Origin of the sequence: Runella limosa DSM 17973 (assembly GCF_000482465.1) — a bacterium.
GTDB lineage: Bacteria > Bacteroidota > Bacteroidia > Cytophagales > Spirosomataceae > Runella > Runella limosa.
The window spans coordinates 347,680-364,565 of sequence record NZ_KI519421.1; the positions used below are offsets into that span (position 1 = coordinate 347,680).

Below are 16,886 nucleotides of genomic sequence, written 5' to 3' on the forward strand. Positions count from 1 at the left end.
ATTTGGGTCACTAACGGCAACGCGTCTCTGACGCAACTACTAAAAATTCCCTCCCACGGCCAGCTGAAACCCTTTGGTATCTTCCCCAAAAGCCTTGACAATTACGCCCGCTGTAAGGCCATTATTGAACCGATACAGCAATCCATACTTTTCATAAGTAGCTGGCCGATAACCTCTTCTTCCAAAAATCACCGTTCCTGGGCGCAAAAAATTCCACCCAAAGTGCGCCGTAAACGAAACGCGGCCCTGCCAAAGCTCGTAGCCCACTAGCCAAGTCGCTTGTTGCGTTGTTCCTTTGTAGTTCTGTCGCATCATTTGTTCTCTCATGTAGCCATCGTCAATGATTTCGATACCCGTCGAAAGAGCGTGCGATTGCGTAAAACGGTAGCCCGCATAGGCATTTACCCCCACCATCGCCCTGGGAGTTTCGGGGTATTGGTCATCGGCGGCATACACCCGAACGGAAGTAAGGAGCAGTGCCCGCCCAAACCACCGTTTATCCAAACTCGCTGGCCGCCACCACCTCGACTCAGGCAAACGTGCCGTCGGTGGGCCATAGGCAATCCCCGCCACAATACTCGGAATATTAATCCCTTGGTTCGGGTTACGGATTCCAGCGTTGGAAATATGGCGGTAATCAAGCGCCAACATTCCCACCAGTTCCAGTCGTTCCGAAATACGTTTGCGTCCATACACCCCAATCCCCGTCATCCCGTTGATGTGGGAACTAAAATTACGGTTAGGGTTGCGAACAGGATGATACAACCGATTGACGTACGACAACCCCATCGTAAAGCGCACCGAGAGATTATAATCGGGGCGATGCAGTAAGAGGGGTTCAAAATAAAAACCCGTGCCAAAGGTTTCTCCCAATCCGTAGGGATTTCGAAAATTATAATAGTTGGCGTACCAGCCCGAACGGTGAAAACAATTGCACAATTGCCACGCCTTTTCGGTGGTTTTGAGGCTTCCGATTGTAATCTCCCCCCCAATGGGTGCCCGCTCCGAGGCAGGGATTATTTTTTCAGGACGAACAAAACCCACGTGGGCCGTGGCCGTGACTTCAAGTTCTTCTAATTTATCGCGAAGCTGGGCCTGGGCGACAATTCCTTCAAAGAGTAAACAAAAACTAATAATGAGGTGAGTAGAGTAATTTTTCATTTATACGACAACAGTAAAAAGTGTTTCATTGTACAGTATTTTTCTTTGATTTATACAATAATTATTCATTCAATTTTTTCAAAAAACTGGCGATTAATAGGCAAATATTTTTTTACAATAAATTGATTTGCAGCAAATTAAAAACAAGTATGTTTGTGGATAAAAATTTTAAATGGAGTGAATAAAAATTTGTTTTATACTATTTTAACCTCTTTAACCTCACCCCCTGCCCCTCTCCTTTCTGGAGAGGGGAGTATTGTTTTTTTACCCCGCTGATGCGGGGGGCTAAACCAGCTTTACTATGCGATTATTACTTTATACCTCTTTATTGCTTTCTCTCAGTACACTGTGCGTAGCGCAAGAAGACACGACTCGTTTGTTTGTAGAAGCGGGGGGCGTGGCAGCAACTTCCCAACGAACTCCTTTTTGGCTGAGGGCCAACCAATTTGGGACGGTTCCGCTTGAAAACCCTTTTGTGTTTGTGAAAGCGGGTGGACAGACGCTTATCGGTAAAAATCCCCGCAAACCACAACTCCACCTGCAAACCGAAATAGTAGCCAACGCAGGCCGTACTTCTTTGGTGGTGCTTCCCGTGGCGGCAGCTACGTTTCGTTACCGCCGTTTTGAAGCGTACGTGGGCCGACGGAAGGAGTTTTTTGGCCTCGGCGATACCTTGCTGACCTCGGGCTCGTACGCTTGGTCGGGCAATGCCCTGCCGCTGCCTAAAGTCCAAGTGGGCACGCGGGGTTTTGTGCCATTAGGCTTTACCAAAGGGCTGTTTGCGGTACACGCGATGATGGCGCACGGCTGGTTTATCAATGCCGATTCCGTTAAAAACTCATTTTTACACCAAAAAGCCGTTTATATACGCTTTGGCAAACCCACTTGGAAAGTACATTTTTACGGTGGAGTACATCACCTAGCTCAGTGGGGCGGGCAGTGGCGAAATCCTGTGAAGGGAAGCAACCAAACATTAGAAAATGGAAAATTACCAAGTAGCTTTTCAGATTTCCTGTCAGTTTTCAGAGCTGCCGAACCCACTAATCCAGATGCAGTAAGTATCATGGATGCACTTAACCGCACTGGCAACCATTTAGGCTCTATTGATTTTGCGATTACTTATACTTCGCCCAAAGCTAAGTGGTCTTTGTATCACCAACACGCGTATGAGGATAAATCTGGCGTATTTTTTGTCAATTTCCCAGATGGGCTTACAGGAATTAGCTGGCACTCCATAAAACAATCTAAACGTTCAATTCACATTACACGGGTCACTGCTGAATTTCTGAGTACAATGAACCAGAGCGGGTTTACGATTCAAATTAATAAAAGGAGATTTGATGGGGCTGATGATTATTTTGTCAACTATCAATACACCGAAGGTTGGTCGTATAAACAACGTATTATTGGAACTCCTTTTGTTACATTAAGGGCCGACGCGCGTCCAGAGTGGCAAAATGTAAAAGGAGGGACATATCAAAAGGCAGAAATTAGTAACAATAGAGTGCAAGCGTTACATCTAAGTATTTACGGTAAGATACACGCTACGACTTCTTTTGGTTTAAAAATTTCACCTAGTTGGAATCATGGCCGCCCTATCTTTACCGATTATATTTTTCCTATCACTCAACTTTCGACCGCATTAGAGATTAACCATTTATTTGTAAAATCCAAGGGTCTATCCCTACATACATTACTTGCTTCTGATATGGGCAAATGGTTACCCAATAACTTTGGATTTCTAATAAGCCTCAAAAAACAAGGAATAGGATTTTAAAGTAGGTTTAACAGGTAATTACCGTAGCCACTTTTTACCAAAGGTTGGGCAATTTCTTTCAACTGTTCTGCTGAAATGTACCCCATACGATAAGCCACTTCCTCAATACAGCCAATTTTTAAGCCTTGCCTTTCTTCGATTACTTGGACAAATTGGCCTGCCTGCATTAATGATAAAAAAGTACCAGTATCTAGCCAAGCAGTGCCTCTATTCAACACCCCGACTTTAAGTTTGCCTCTACGTAAATATTCTTTATTTACATCAGTAATTTCATATTCTCCTCTTTCTGATGGTTGAATGTTTTTGGCAATCTGAACTACTTCATTATCATAAAAGTAGAGGCCAGGTACTGCATAATTTGACTTTGGCGAAGTAGGTTTCTCCTCAATTGAAAGAACGTTTCCATAAACATCAAACTCAACTACACCATAGCGCTCAGGGTCTTGAACCTGATACGCATATACAACCCCGCCATCGGGGTCATTGTTTGCTTGTAAAAGTTTACTCAAGCCACTACCATGAAAAATATTATCCCCCAAAACCAATGCAACCTTGTCTTTTCCAATAAATTTTTCGCCAATAACAAACGCTTGTGCTAACCCATTGGGTTCAGGTTGTTCTGCATAATCAAATCGACAACCTACCCTTGAGCCATCCCCTAGCAATTTTTTAAAATGAGGCAAATCATTTGGTGTTGAAATAATTAGTATATCATGAATACCTGCTAACATCAAAATAGAAAGTGGATAATAAATCATGGGTTTGTCATAGACAGGCATTAATTGTTTACTAACTGCTAGAGTAAGTGGATGTAAACGGGTGCCTGAGCCGCCTGCTAAAATGATTCCTTTCATACTTATAGTAATTCTCTATGATTTTAGGCAGATACGCCTACTAACTCAGTCTGATTCATAATCTTATTGAATGTTGGCAATGACAAGTCCTTCGCAGAAATAATTGGGTTTGAAATAGGCCATTTAATGTTCAATGTATGGTCATTCCAGACAATACCGCTCTCACTTGGCTTATGATAAGTTTGAGTACATTTGTAACTAAATACACTATCCTCAAGAGCTAAAAATCCGTGCGCAAATCCAGGTGGAATATAAACCATCGTATTGGAAAGTCCATCAAGCTCAAAAAACTCATATTGCCCGAAAGTAGAAGAACTTGGGCGAATATCAACAGCAATATCCAATACCCTACCATAAATAACCCTTACTAACTTCCCTTGGGCGTGTGCCCCAGTTTGAAAATGTAACCCACGCAATACCCCTTTAGTTGAGAAGGACTGATTATCTTGAACAAATTGGGTAGGTAGCCCATTATTGCGCCACACATTTTCATTGAATGTCTCAAAAAAACACCACGCTCATCTTGGTAAAGAATTGGCGTTATTACGAACACATCATTTAAAGTAGTTCCAGTAACTTTCATAAATCAATGGCCAAATTTGGTTTAGCAACTCTTGAAGACGAAGTTTTCAAAATAGAATTAAAATGATGGAGATACTGAGCAATGATGGTGTCCCATGAATAATATTCCTTTATTTTATCACAATTTGATGCTAAGTATTCAGAATAATCTACTTTTTGTTTTGTATTTATAACATCTCTAATATCATAAGAAGTAGAAAAATAAAAAGCATCTTCACCGAGTATAGAAGAATTAAAGATATTATTATGAGCGCAAATTAATGTGTGAGAAGCCATCGCTTCAAGAAGAGAGGGGTTGGTACCACCCACTGAATGACCATGAAAATACAAATTAGAATAGAAACGTAAGTTATTTAGAATATTTATATCATATATCCCCCCTAAAAAATGAATATTTTTATTATTTCTAAATTTATTTTTTAAATACGTACCAAAATTAGATTCATGCTTGCCAATTACTAAAAAAGGTCGTTGGGTGTCTGCATTTTTTACACCTTCTAAAATCATCTCAATATTATTCTCTGGTTCGAGGCGAGCAATTAGCATATCATATCCGAAAGTTTCAAGATTGTATTTAGATAAAATCGAAATATTAGTATCTTCAAAAACAAATGCACCATAAGGTATATACGTAGAATCTATCTTGTATTTTTTTTTTAGATACTCTTTAATACCAATAGAATCCGAGATTAAATAATCACTAAACTTGATACCCAAATATTCCGCAAACTGTAGAAATTTTTGAACTGGTTTTGAATACTTACTGCGGCTCCACTCTAAACCATCCATATTGGTAGTGACAATGCTTGTTTTTCTTGGCAAAAGCCATCCCCAAATGGTACTGCTTGTATAACCTAATTGTAGAATGATATCATAATCTTGGGTTCTAGTATGACGAATACAGTTAAAATCATAGATAAATTGCCCAATCGTACCGAATTTATCCTCAGGGTCGTAACAATGAACAATTCTAACCTTGTGCCATTCAGATTGTTGATAGGGATGAGAATGAGAATTATAAACTGTTACCAAGTGACCTCTATTTACCAGCCCCTCAGATAAATACTCGGCAAATTGTTCAAACCCACCGTAACAGTTAGGTATACCTCTGGTGCCTAAGATAGCTATTTTCATATATAAGAAATTATCTATAACTGAACCTTATTATTAAGAGTAGCAAAAACGAAAAATAATAAGTAACTCTAAGTAGTTAGAATTAGAAATTAATGCATAGTAATAAAAGAATAAACTAAAGAAAAAAATTATTATATTCTTATAATCTAACCCTTTAAAGGTATTAGTGAAATTAGGCTATTAGCCGCAGAATCCCAAGAGTAATTTTCTTTAATTTCTAATGAAATATCGTTCAATTTATCCTTGTCAGGCGTAGAATTAAGTGCTTTTATTAAAATATCTGTGATTTCTTTCTGGTCGTTAGGATTAAAAAAAGTATTTTTAAAAAAACGAAAATCACCCATAGCCGTTGTATTAGAACAATAGGTTGGAATTTTTATTGCACCTGCCTCTAATGGAGGTATCCCAAAACCTTCTGCTTTTGAAGGGTAAAAGAACAATCTAGCAGCTTGGTACAAAATTATCAAATCATTATTTGGAATATGATTTAATAATTTTGTACACCCTTTTAAATTATCGGGCAATGAGTCTAAAGTGTCTTCAAAATCTTTTGAATTAATGCTTTTATGACCAACAAAAACAATAGAAATTGATTTGTCTATTTCACAAATATCGGGGAGAACCTTTAATAATGATGCATGATTCTTTCTTGGCTCAATCCTGCTAACATATAAAATGTAATTTTTTATACCATATTTTTCATAAATATATTTTTGAGAAATAAACTTATCATATTCTTTAAAATATAACTCATTAACTCCGTTAGGGACAACAAAAATATTTTTACTTGATATTTTAAAATGATGTTCAATTCTTTGCTTAGAATACTCTGAAACTGTAGTTAATATATCTGCCCTAACTGAGGAAATATAAAAAAGAATCTTTTTAGATAGTTTATAGAATAGAGAGAACTCTTTAGGAAAATCCAAAAATAAAATATCATGAATTGTTATAATTGTTTTGCAATTTTTAATTAAAGGAGAAACGTATTGAAAATGAGCATAATCAATTTTATACTTTTTCAATAATATTGGTATTTCTATTCCAAGTCTATAAAATTTTGACTTTGATTTATATTTTATGAAATAAACATTTGATTCTAAAGGGAAATTTGCTCTGAGATTTTCAATATCAAAAGCAGCAAAATAAAACTCTATATCGTTTCTTTTAACTAATATATTATAAATTTCCTTAATATATGTTCTTGTACCTTGATATTCATTATCAAACACATGAGCATCGATAAATATTTTCATGAAAATTTGTTATATGGATATTAAATAGATGTAAACTAAAATCACAAATTCAATTTGTACGAAACAAAAGGTATTAAATTTTGATTTTATATGACTGGTCTGGGACTATGAAAGTTTGCTAATGTGAGGCTACCAAAACAAAGGCGTATCATGGCAGTAAAGTTCTTTTTGTATTTGTAACCTCTGGCTGTTCTTTTGATGAGCTGTACCTTGTTATTAATTCCTTCCAAAGCCCGTTGGCAAGTTTAGTGTTAAAGTAATTGATAATGCCGTCAAAAAGAGCATAAATGCTTTTAGCTATTTTTTCACCGTTGAGGCTTTCTTTGGAGAAATCACTCCAAAAGCATAAAAAAGCAGCAGTAGATTCAGTGTCAGGTTAGTGCCAAAGTTTGGGAAGTAAGTAACGATGCCATTACCAAAGCTTTTGGCTTCTAACTAATCAATAGTATCATTGAGATGTTTGATCATATGAAATTTATCAAAGGTGATGTCAGCATTAATTAAATAATCCTTAACTGCTTTGATAAAAGCAGGTGACATATTAATACTAATTTGTTTGACCTCTTGGGGATTAGACAATTTTTGAACAAACTGTTTTACGGCTTCAGAGCCCCTACCTTCCTCAATATCAATTATTTGAGTGGTATTCATATCCACAAACAACGTGATATATTGCAGCGGCGCACCCTTCCTGACCTTTATGAGTAGATGTTTTATCAATACCCACTTGGGTTGGAGTTTGTAGAATAGGTTGTTCGACGTTGGTATAAGCATTAAAAATGTCCCAAAGTCGTTGTCGATATTCCCCCACTATAGTCAACCATACTACTGACTTGATGACTTAATTTAATGAGTGCCAAGACATATTGTTCAAAGACTAGTCGAGCCGCCGCGCGGCTAAAACCAGAATCCTCACGAGACCAAGGAACCTCTAAGATGAAGCTTTTTTGGGTGTCTTTGTCAAAATAAGACGATACTTTACAGCGTAGATAGGAAGGGGTATTGAAAAAAATTTAGATGCCGCCATTCTCGCTCATAGTAGCTTTGTATCCAAAGATTTGCTATTGGGCTAATAGGTTTTATCTATTTATATCTTGATGACTACTATTTGCTTTTGGTTAGTATCTAAAAAACTTTCAACGCTTATTACTTGATAGGGAAAATCAGCCCTAAGAGGTTTCTGAATAAGTCCGATATTTCCATTGCCTTTTTGGTGGCAAAGATAACTTTAACAGGTTACTCCCAGAAATTTCCTATAAAACTAAAATGTCTAAAAATATATTATTTCAATAAGTAAAAATTACGGTTATTTTTATAAATAATTTAGTTGAAATTACCTAAGCATGAACCAAATGACAAACTTTTTTTGTAGGACAATTAATCTATATTTTTTATAATTATTTTTTTAATTTAATAGTTATTTTTTCAATAATATATTTATTTAGTTATAAAATAGCAACGTATCATTTGCAATCAGGCAAATTAAATGCGAATTAGCAATTTACGTCATGATAAAATGCGCCCTGATTGATATATCAATGAAATTAAGTAAATAGATAATATCGTTGTCGAATACATCGCATATTCAAAGATTCCAAGTATGATAAAAGACAGTACAACAAATAGCGCATCAAAGTTTTTTTTCTTAATTTGAATACCAGTTTCCTTTATAAGAAAGAAAACAATCAACATAGTACTTACAGTACCCAACCCTCCCAGTAAATTTATGTATAAACTATCCATCTTTATATCAACACCACCGAATAAAGCAGTTTCGTAATTGCCAAAAATAATCTTTAAACTATTCTTTATGTCCATAACTCTTATGAAAAGATTGTGGTCATCACGTTCTAAATTCCCATTATTTAAAAGAAAATCCAGTATATTTTCGTAAAATATTGCTATAAAAAAGGTTACAAAAGATAATAAGTACGGAATAATACGATAAATATTAATTTTAAATGGTTTATATCTATAAATATCCCAAAATATCGAGATAATACCCAAATATAATATTGTTCTTGTCCATGTGTATTGGTAAAAGATAATAATAAAAACTAAAGTAATGTACTTTAACTTTTTATTATTCAAAATAAGATATCCAGTAAATGAGTAAAATAAAAAAAACATAAAATAGTTTGGGTGTATCAAGCAAAAACTATTAGAGTAAATACCCATATAATCAGTACCTTTATAGGTAGGCAGAAAATCAATGTACGAACAAAGTGAAATAAAAGCGCAAAAATACAGATAAAAATGGCTAGATTTTCTTATTATTTCCGTTTGACAATGAGGCAAATTATAAAAACAAAGAGCCAAAAAATAAAGTGTAAAAAAATCAATTGATACTTTATTAAAAAATAGCACAAGGCTGATGAATACTGGGACAATCAAAACAAAAAAATTAACTGCAATTTTAGGTTTAGATAAAATAAGCACGAAAATTGAACCTAACACTAAACATACTCTTAGGTAATATATAATTAATTTAATATTGCTATCTTCTGACAATATAATTAAGAGAGAGAGAGGGAATAATCCCAAATTTATTAGCAATAAGTATTTTAATAATCGATGGAATGGATGTTTACTCCTATTATTATACACTACAGAATATTAGTTTTGAAGGTTTAAAGTTCATTTAAAATAGCTTCAACAATTTTTGAAACTTCTCTTTTACTAGGTTTTTTCAAATATTCAATACTTCCATCATAGGTATTCTCAATAAAGCTGCTTAAAAAAATATTTGGGTTGTTTTCTAACACTTTATTATTTTGAATAGCATCGAATAATTTAGAAAAAGAAACTTTTCTACAATTGGGATGCTCAGAATAGAATGCCTCACCTAATAAAAATACGGGTTTCCCTAAGATAAGTGCTTCAAAACCAACTGTGCTGGTAACAGTAATAACACCTTCTGAATTTCTAGCCAATTCCTTTGCATTATGATTATGAGAAATCAATTTTACATTAGGTATCCTTTTTACTTTTTTATAAAAACTAATTGGCGAAAAACCGACCGCACATGGATGTTCTTTTACATATAAAACAGTACCGAAAGGTATGTTAAAAGCAATTTGCTCAATATTATGATATTCATCGTTATAAGAAGGCGCAAATATAGACGTAGATGCTTCAGGATGAAAATGAATAGGATATAAAAAATATTTTTCTCCATTATCTAAAGCTTCATATAGTCGGTTAATAACAGGTAGCCTCAGTTTTCTGAATAAAGCCCGTTTTATGTATGCTATATTAATAGAAAAAACAGGGTACTGGAAATTATAAAAATTATCTTTGGGATATTGAACCAAATAACGAAGAAGTGTATAAAACTGTATTATTTTGGGAAAATTTAGATAACGGGATATAATACTTTCCTTTAGCTCTTCCCGATTAGCTTTCATATAATCTGGCTCTGTATTTGTGAACTTTTCCAAATAAGATTGTATCCAGATATTAGCCTCTAAAGTTTTCTCCGTCTGATTAAAACTTTCCTTTATTTTATCAAAATAGGGTGTATGTTGAATAGCGAAACGTCCTGGTAACGCAGTTGCACAAATACCCAAATAAGATACGCTTCTTTTGCAAGCTACTACATAGCCAGCATATGCAAACGTATTACTTACATTCTCATAAATAACATGAGATATATGATATTTAGAAAATATATCTTCATAAAAAGCTAACAAGTTAGCTATAAGTTTTTTAAAATAATTTTTGCTCTTATATTTATGAAGCCCATATACAGTAAATCTATCAAAATCACTATAAAACATTTGCCAAAGATTGAATGACGAATTATATTTTACAGGCACATCTTCAATACTATCTTTATAGTGTACTTTGAAAAATGAACTAAAAATAAACAAACGGTCTTTTGGAATTGTCTTCAATACTTTTTCAAAGTATAAGTATGTCATATAACTATCAATAGCATAGTATACATTTATTCCTTTTTTTTCCAGTGTATCACCTATCATTTTATAGGTAAAAGCATAGTTAGGAGCTTGATTTATAAGAATCAATATATTATCTTTCATGGCTTTATTAGTCCTCAGTTTGTATGATATATCTATTAATATAGCTATCAAAGCTTTTTTTATCTTGTTTTGATAACACGACTGATTCTCGCGACACAAAAATACTTGGAATACTTGTATAACGTATTTGAAGTAGTAATCGTAGTTTACTTTTAGGTAACTGACCTTTATGAATACCCCATGTATCTTCAAGAAAAGACAGCCCTTTAGCTCCAGTAAAGACTTTTACTTTATCATTGCCATAGGTATTTTCCACTAAATCATCATCCATCCGACTCTTCTGATTCAAAATATTCGAACAATGTGATTGTTCAATATACTTATGAGGGCCACTCTCTTCATCTACGTCAGTAAGGTATATAAAAAGTTTAACAAATCTTATGGCATCATTATCTCTATGATAATTTTCGGCTTCCTCTGCCTTATCATTACCTGGGAATGACCACCAAGCTTGTACATTATCTATGGTAGGCTTACACCCCAAATATGCTGCAACAATATTTAGTATTTGAGGATTATTTGCAATTTCAATAACTTCAGGAATACTTATTATATTTTTTATAGAACCAACATGAACCCCTGCTGGGGGATTATCATAAAAAAACTCTCCCATATCTTTATTCCAAGGATTAGTACATGGGAGAACCTTGATTCTTTCCTTTAATAAATCAATTTGCATTGAATTCAAAAGTCCATCAATAAAACTATACCCATTTTTTTCTAATTCTTTAACAAAAATCAAGTGTTTTTCATTTGAAAAATGGAATTTATGGATAAAATATACCATAAACTTATTTATTAACAACCTAATTTTATAATTTCTGAGATATTGCTGAAAAAACAAATTAAAGATGGCAATAAAACGAGGTGTATGATTAAGAGTTTTATTTACTTTGAACTTTTTAAGAGTAAAATCCATTTGTAAAATATTGATTAAATGATTAAAAAAAATACATTTTAATTAAACCAGTTTTCCATACAAGAAATATTAGACCAATAGAAAGCAGGAATGAGTAACATATTTTAGCATAAATAATATACTCCAAGCCATATTTATTTTTTAACAATAAGTAAACTATTAAAAAATAAAATAATAAAGCAAATATATTTACAAATGAAATCTTTGAAGATTGATCATTGGCGAACAATAAACAATATGTTGGCGATATAAAAATATATGGAATAAGTGCTAATACAATAAGTTTTATTAGAGGTTCTAAATAATTATACTTAGAGTAAAACATGTTTAGAATAAATGGAAGTATAAAATAAGACAATACAATAGCACTAATTATCAATACACCTCCAATTACAAGATGTCTAAATGTTAATTTTTTAATTTCTTTTTTTGATTTTTTCTCTTTGATATACTCAGGAAATGATAGTTCAACTACTAATGAAGGGAGCATTAAAATAACAGAATAAAATAAAGTAACAATACCGAATTCACCAACGGCCTTCAACCCCAAAAAATAGTTAATAAGAAATTTATCTATGTTATCTCCAATAAATATTGCTATGTTTGATATATAAATTGGAATCCCAATTTTGAGTAACTTAAAAAAATCTGTTTTACTATACCTTTTCTTTGCAAGAAATAATTTTTGTGGAAAGTATCTTATAAGCAAGAATAGACTTATGAATAAATAACTAATAAATAGCACATTTACACCTCCTATGACCATACCCAAAAGTGGCACAATGATAACTAATAAATTACTAATAAAAGTTAACCTAATAAAACTATCTAGTTGTCCTATTCCTCTTTTATAAATGCGAGCAAGTGTAAATGTTGCAAAAAACCAACCTCCTAAAACATAGCAAAGAAAAAAAAAATTGAAACTATAAACAAAACAATAAACAATAAATAGTACAAGCGAAATTACACTATTTATTATTAACGTCATACGCATATTTTTTAGGTTAGATTCTAAGTCTCCTTCAGGAAGTAATCTATCTAAACTGTACCTAAAACCTATATGTGTGTATTGAAAACTCCCAGCTAAACTTTTACCTAAATTAAACACGCCTAATTCAGGCAAAGTTAATAATTTAATACTAACACCAGAAAATATTACCCCCAATAATTGGAGTATAAAATTATTACTTAGATACTTTAAAAGTAATTTTAAATCCACGAATTTATAGGACATTTATTTATTAATAAATCTATTTCCTTGACCAACAACAATAGTGTTTGGTGTAACATTTTTAGTTATGACAACTCCCGCACCAATTATACTATTAGTTCCAACTGTAACTCCTCCTAAAATAATAACATTTGAAGCTATCCAAACACCATCTTCTATTATAATTGGCTTTGATTTGTGCTTATAAGGAACTGGAGTCGTCATATCTAATCCCGCAGTCTCAATAGTAACATTTTTAGATATAGTAACGTAGTCGCCTATAACTATATTGCTCATTGCCCCTAATACACATCCTCCTCCAATTTTAACAAAATCACCAATTTTAATATTTTGGCCGTACTTAATTTGAATATCTGAATTATAAAAAGACCCCTTACCAGACATTGGGACGAATGCCTTAAAACGAAGAAACCCCCAATATCTATCATAAAATGAGTGTATCCCTACAATTAATTTTATTACAAAATGGACAGATGTTTGATTAGCAATAAAAATAAAAAACTTTTTCATCTAAATTTCATACTTTTCAATAAAAAATTAACCTATAAAAGGAGTTCCTTTCGTATAGCTCTTTCTCGCCAATTTTCCAATCAGGTCTTCATAGTACTTCGGGAGCAGTCCATCACCTGGGCGAATAACACAAATATTTTCCTTTGTAAAGGTCTCTCCTACTTGAATATCTTTTACCACATAAATAGAGCGTTTAAACAATAAACTCTTTTTTTCAGATTCTTGAACACCGTACTGAACAATACCAAGTGACTGCCATGCTCGTTCTGTTTCAATAACTAAGGCTTTTAATTCATTCGGTTCTAAGGAAAATGCAGAGTCAACGCCTCCTTCTGAACGGCTCAAACAAAAATGTTTTTCAATGACTGTTGCGCCTAATGTCACTGCGGCAATAGGAGCTCCAATGCCCATTGTATGGTCTGATAACCCCACTTCACAATTGAATAGCTCTCTTAGATGAGGAATGGTACGTAAATTAGAATTTTCAGGCGTTGACGGGTAATTACTTGTACATTTTAAAAGTATTAAATCTTCACATCCATTCTCCTTTAATACCTCTACTGATTCAGCTAAATTAGCCAAATCACTGGCCCCTGTGGACATAATCACGGGCTTACCCGTACGGGCAACTTTTTTAAGTAAAGGATGATGATTATTTTCAAAAGATGCTATTTTATAAGCTGGAGTTTTGAGATTTTCTAAAAAATCGACTGCAGTATCGTCAAAAGGAGTAGAAAAGCAAATAATTCCATTGTCCGCCGCACACTTATACATGGCCTCATGCCACTCCCAAGGAGTATATGCTTCTTGGTATAATTCATATAAATTACGGTTTTTCCATAACGAAGTTGGGTCGTTAATATCAAAAAGGCCTCCACTATGGTTTATTGTTAGCGTATCTGCTGTGTAAGTTTGCAATTTAATAGCATCAGCACCACATTGAGCGGCCGTTTCTATTATTTTCAAGGCTCTTTCGAGGGACTGATTATGATTGCCCGACATTTCGGCAATGATAAATGGCTTATAGTTACAGCCAATTTGATAATCTGCTATTTTCATTTTACATTCTTGGTATATAGTACCGAATCATGCCCTTGATAAATTATCTTTTCTAAAAACTTAAAGCCTGCTTTCGTAAAAACATAGATAGACTTGTGATTTATTTCTTTTATATAGGCGTTTATTATAAACTCAGGATAAGCGTTCAAAAAATGATTTGATGCTTTTATCAATAACTCACTACTGATACTTTTTCCTCGGCTATTTTTATCTATAGATATCCCAATACTACTTGTTTTAGCTTGAAAATCGCTTTCAAATCTTACCTGCCCTATAGGTATATTGTTAAATTCTCCTACAAGCAACATACAGCTATTATCATTAAGTTTTTTTTTAAACCATTTTTGGTGGCTTTCAAAATTAATAATATCACTATTAAATGATTGCTTTCTCACCTCTATTTCGTTTGCCCATTCAAAGTAAAGACTCAAATCATCTATCGTTGCTTGCCTAATAATCATGTCGTTATTACATTTAGAATACATCAATATATTTTTCTTCAAAAAACATTATTTTTTTAATTTATTATTCTTCCATAAGTCATGCTTTTTCTATAATTTGGTAAAATGCAACCGTAAGTCAAAAGCATAAGTGAATACCTTATAGTAGTATTAGTATTTCAAAAGCTACTTTTTTGATTAGTAAAAGATAGGCAACTCAATGAAATTTAAAATATTTCTGTTTTAATACAGTATTAATTATAAAGGATATTTCAGTATTTTTATCTAGCCAATTGATATGCGCCAGCCCACCCTAACCTATACAAACTTTATTTTCGAAATGAGAAAACAATAATTGATTCTACTTTTCTTCTTTAAAGAGTTCAATAACTATGTTTCTAATATACTATTTTTGTTTAAAAAGAGGTTTACTTTATCTTAAATGGTAAATTTGTTCGTTTCGCGACTCCACGACGATGTCGAATTTTTCTTCATCACGAATAGGAACAAGTTTATATTAATCAATTTCAAAGATTTGCGTATTTAAGCATTTATATTATAAGTCATCAAATTCTGACAGGTTTTCCAAGTCTTTTTAAGGTGTCTTTTATGTCAAAGGGAGTATATTGAGTAAAATGAAAAATGCTTGCAGAGCCTACTGCTTCACAGTTGGTTTCGGCAAATAGTTCATCGTAATGAAATAACTCTCCACCTCCTCCAACACATACGATAGGTATGTTGGTAACTTTTTGGGCTTCATTATACATAACTCTATCGAAACCTTCCATGACCCCATCATTCTCAACAGAGTTTAAGATAATTTCTCCTGCACCTAAATTCTGTACTTTTTGTATAAAATCATTCATGGTAATATTAACCCCCCATTCATTATAAACAGTGTAAATACCATTATTATTTTTGACAGCATCCACAGAAACAGATATGCATTGGCTACCAAAAAAATCAGAAGATTCTTTGATAAAATCAGGATTTAACAAAGCTGCGGTCTTTAGGACTACCTTATCGGCCCCAATTTTCAGCATATCTTTAATATCAGAAATAGTAGATATTCCACCTCCAATCCCTACTGGCATAAAACACTGGTCAATAACATCTTTAACTATTTTTAAGTTAATTTTTCTTTTCTGTTTAGATGCAAATATATCAAGAAAAATTAGTTCATCTACTCCTCTACTGTTATATACACGGGCAGCTTGCACAGGATTTCCTAGCATTCTTGGAGTAGAAAACCTTTTAGTCTTTACAAGACTCCATCCATTAAATGTTAAAATAGGAATAATTCTAGTTTTAAGCATATAGTTTAAAAAAATTATCTAGAAGATTTAGCCCATTTTCTTGACTTTTTTCAGGATGAAATTGTGTTGCTAAAATATTTTCATACTGAATAGCTGCCACATATTTGTTTCCATAATCAACGGTTGCCCCTATCTTATTATAGTTGCTAACTTGAAAATGATAACTATGAATAAAATAAAAATCTTTTTGATTAAAATTATCGAAAAATAAATTCGCAGAAGATGTAATAGAATTCCAACCCAAGTGAGGGACCCTAGTATTAGGATCTTGTATTTTTATTACTTTACCTTCAATTAAATTTAATCCATGTGACTCATGAGGCTCTGTCCCAGTTGTAGCAATAAGTTGCATACCTAAACAAATACCTAAAAAAGGCTTTTGTTTCAGAAGTACCTCTTCCCTAATTATTCTATCCAATGAAGAATTTCGTAAGTTTTCCATCCCCTGTGCAAATGAGCCTACACCAGGTAAAATAATATACTTTGCCGCTTTAATATCATTTGTGTTACCAGTAATTTGGCTGTCAATGCCTAACACGTTTAAAGCTTTTTGAACAGAAGCAACATTGCCCATTCCATATTCAATGATAGCGGCAGTCATAAT

The 16,886-nt window shown here is 33.3% G+C and carries 17 protein-coding genes; 1 reads left to right on the forward strand and 16 read right to left on the reverse strand.

What is annotated here, in order from left to right; translation table 11 throughout:
• Positions 1 to 39: 39 nt before the first annotated feature.
• A complete protein-coding gene (locus K339_RS34005) occupies positions 40 to 1,161 on the reverse strand; it encodes an acyloxyacyl hydrolase (protein ID WP_051398070.1) in 1,122 nt (373 codons plus the stop codon).
• Between the two features lie 301 nt (positions 1,162 to 1,462).
• On the opposite strand from K339_RS34005, the gene K339_RS0117165 reads away from it, so the two are divergent.
• The gene (locus K339_RS0117165; RefSeq protein ID WP_028524694.1) at positions 1,463 to 2,938 is read left to right on the forward strand and encodes a capsule assembly Wzi family protein; all 1,476 of its coding nucleotides are present in this window, start codon (positions 1,463 to 1,465) and stop codon (positions 2,936 to 2,938) included.
• Here K339_RS0117165 and rfbA read toward each other — a convergent pair.
• From rfbA to hisH, 15 genes are all read right to left on the reverse strand, one after another.
• Positions 2,935 to 3,792, reverse strand: coding sequence for a glucose-1-phosphate thymidylyltransferase RfbA (gene rfbA, locus K339_RS0117170; protein WP_028524695.1), 858 nt, complete (start codon positions 3,790 to 3,792; stop codon positions 2,935 to 2,937). The genes K339_RS0117165 and rfbA overlap by 4 nt on opposite strands.
• 23 nt (positions 3,793 to 3,815) lie before the next feature.
• Positions 3,816 to 4,277 (reverse strand): dTDP-4-dehydrorhamnose 3,5-epimerase, encoded by a 462-nt coding sequence (rfbC, locus tag K339_RS34010; RefSeq protein WP_310586636.1) that lies wholly within the window; start codon positions 4,275 to 4,277, stop codon positions 3,816 to 3,818.
• 94 nt (positions 4,278 to 4,371) lie between these two features.
• Positions 4,372 to 5,508: a DUF1972 domain-containing protein gene (locus K339_RS0117180; protein WP_028524696.1), complete on the reverse strand. Its 1,137-nt coding sequence runs from the start codon at positions 5,506 to 5,508 to the stop codon at positions 4,372 to 4,374.
• 146 nt (positions 5,509 to 5,654) lie between these two features.
• Positions 5,655 to 6,764: a glycosyltransferase family 4 protein gene (locus tag K339_RS34015; protein WP_051398071.1), complete on the reverse strand. Its 1,110-nt coding sequence runs from the start codon at positions 6,762 to 6,764 to the stop codon at positions 5,655 to 5,657.
• An 86-nt stretch (positions 6,765 to 6,850) separates the two neighbouring features.
• Entirely contained in the window at positions 6,851 to 6,994 is a 144-nt protein-coding gene (locus K339_RS38125; protein ID WP_157607630.1) for a transposase, read from the reverse strand.
• 205 nt (positions 6,995 to 7,199) lie between these two features.
• Positions 7,200 to 7,484, reverse strand: a complete 285-nt coding sequence (locus K339_RS0117190) for a transposase (RefSeq protein WP_169731871.1) — start codon at positions 7,482 to 7,484, stop codon at positions 7,200 to 7,202.
• Between the two features lie 786 nt (positions 7,485 to 8,270).
• Positions 8,271 to 8,894, reverse strand: coding sequence for a hypothetical protein (locus tag K339_RS37730; RefSeq protein WP_028524698.1), 624 nt, complete (start codon positions 8,892 to 8,894; stop codon positions 8,271 to 8,273).
• 500 nt (positions 8,895 to 9,394) lie between these two features.
• On the reverse strand, positions 9,395 to 10,807 hold the full coding sequence (locus tag K339_RS0117200; protein ID WP_028524699.1) for a capsular polysaccharide export protein, LipB/KpsS family: 1,413 nt from the start codon (positions 10,805 to 10,807) through the stop codon (positions 9,395 to 9,397).
• Between the two features lie 7 nt (positions 10,808 to 10,814).
• Positions 10,815 to 11,726 (reverse strand): hypothetical protein, encoded by a 912-nt coding sequence (locus K339_RS36060; protein WP_051398072.1) that lies wholly within the window; start codon positions 11,724 to 11,726, stop codon positions 10,815 to 10,817.
• A 22-nt stretch (positions 11,727 to 11,748) separates the two neighbouring features.
• Positions 11,749 to 12,945, reverse strand: coding sequence for an oligosaccharide flippase family protein (locus tag K339_RS0117210; RefSeq protein ID WP_157607632.1), 1,197 nt, complete (start codon positions 12,943 to 12,945; stop codon positions 11,749 to 11,751).
• 15 nt (positions 12,946 to 12,960) lie between these two features.
• A complete protein-coding gene (locus K339_RS34025) occupies positions 12,961 to 13,467 on the reverse strand; it encodes an acyltransferase (RefSeq protein ID WP_051398073.1) in 507 nt (168 codons plus the stop codon).
• Positions 13,468 to 13,494: 27 nt separating this feature from the next.
• A complete protein-coding gene (pseI, locus tag K339_RS0117220) occupies positions 13,495 to 14,526 on the reverse strand; it encodes a pseudaminic acid synthase (protein ID WP_028524701.1) in 1,032 nt (343 codons plus the stop codon).
• Positions 14,523 to 14,987, reverse strand: coding sequence for a GNAT family N-acetyltransferase (locus K339_RS0117225; protein WP_037300980.1), 465 nt, complete (start codon positions 14,985 to 14,987; stop codon positions 14,523 to 14,525). Before K339_RS0117225 ends, pseI begins: the two co-directional genes overlap by 4 nt.
• Positions 14,988 to 15,532: 545 nt before the next feature.
• Positions 15,533 to 16,282 carry an imidazole glycerol phosphate synthase subunit HisF gene (gene hisF / locus K339_RS0117230; RefSeq protein WP_028524703.1) on the reverse strand — a complete coding sequence of 250 codons (750 nt, stop codon included), beginning with the start codon at positions 16,280 to 16,282 and terminating at the stop codon, positions 15,533 to 15,535.
• Positions 16,275 to 16,883 (reverse strand): imidazole glycerol phosphate synthase subunit HisH, encoded by a 609-nt coding sequence (gene hisH, locus K339_RS0117235; RefSeq protein ID WP_028524704.1) that lies wholly within the window; start codon positions 16,881 to 16,883, stop codon positions 16,275 to 16,277. Before hisH ends, hisF begins: the two co-directional genes overlap by 8 nt.
• Between the last annotated feature and the right edge of the window lie 3 nt (positions 16,884 to 16,886).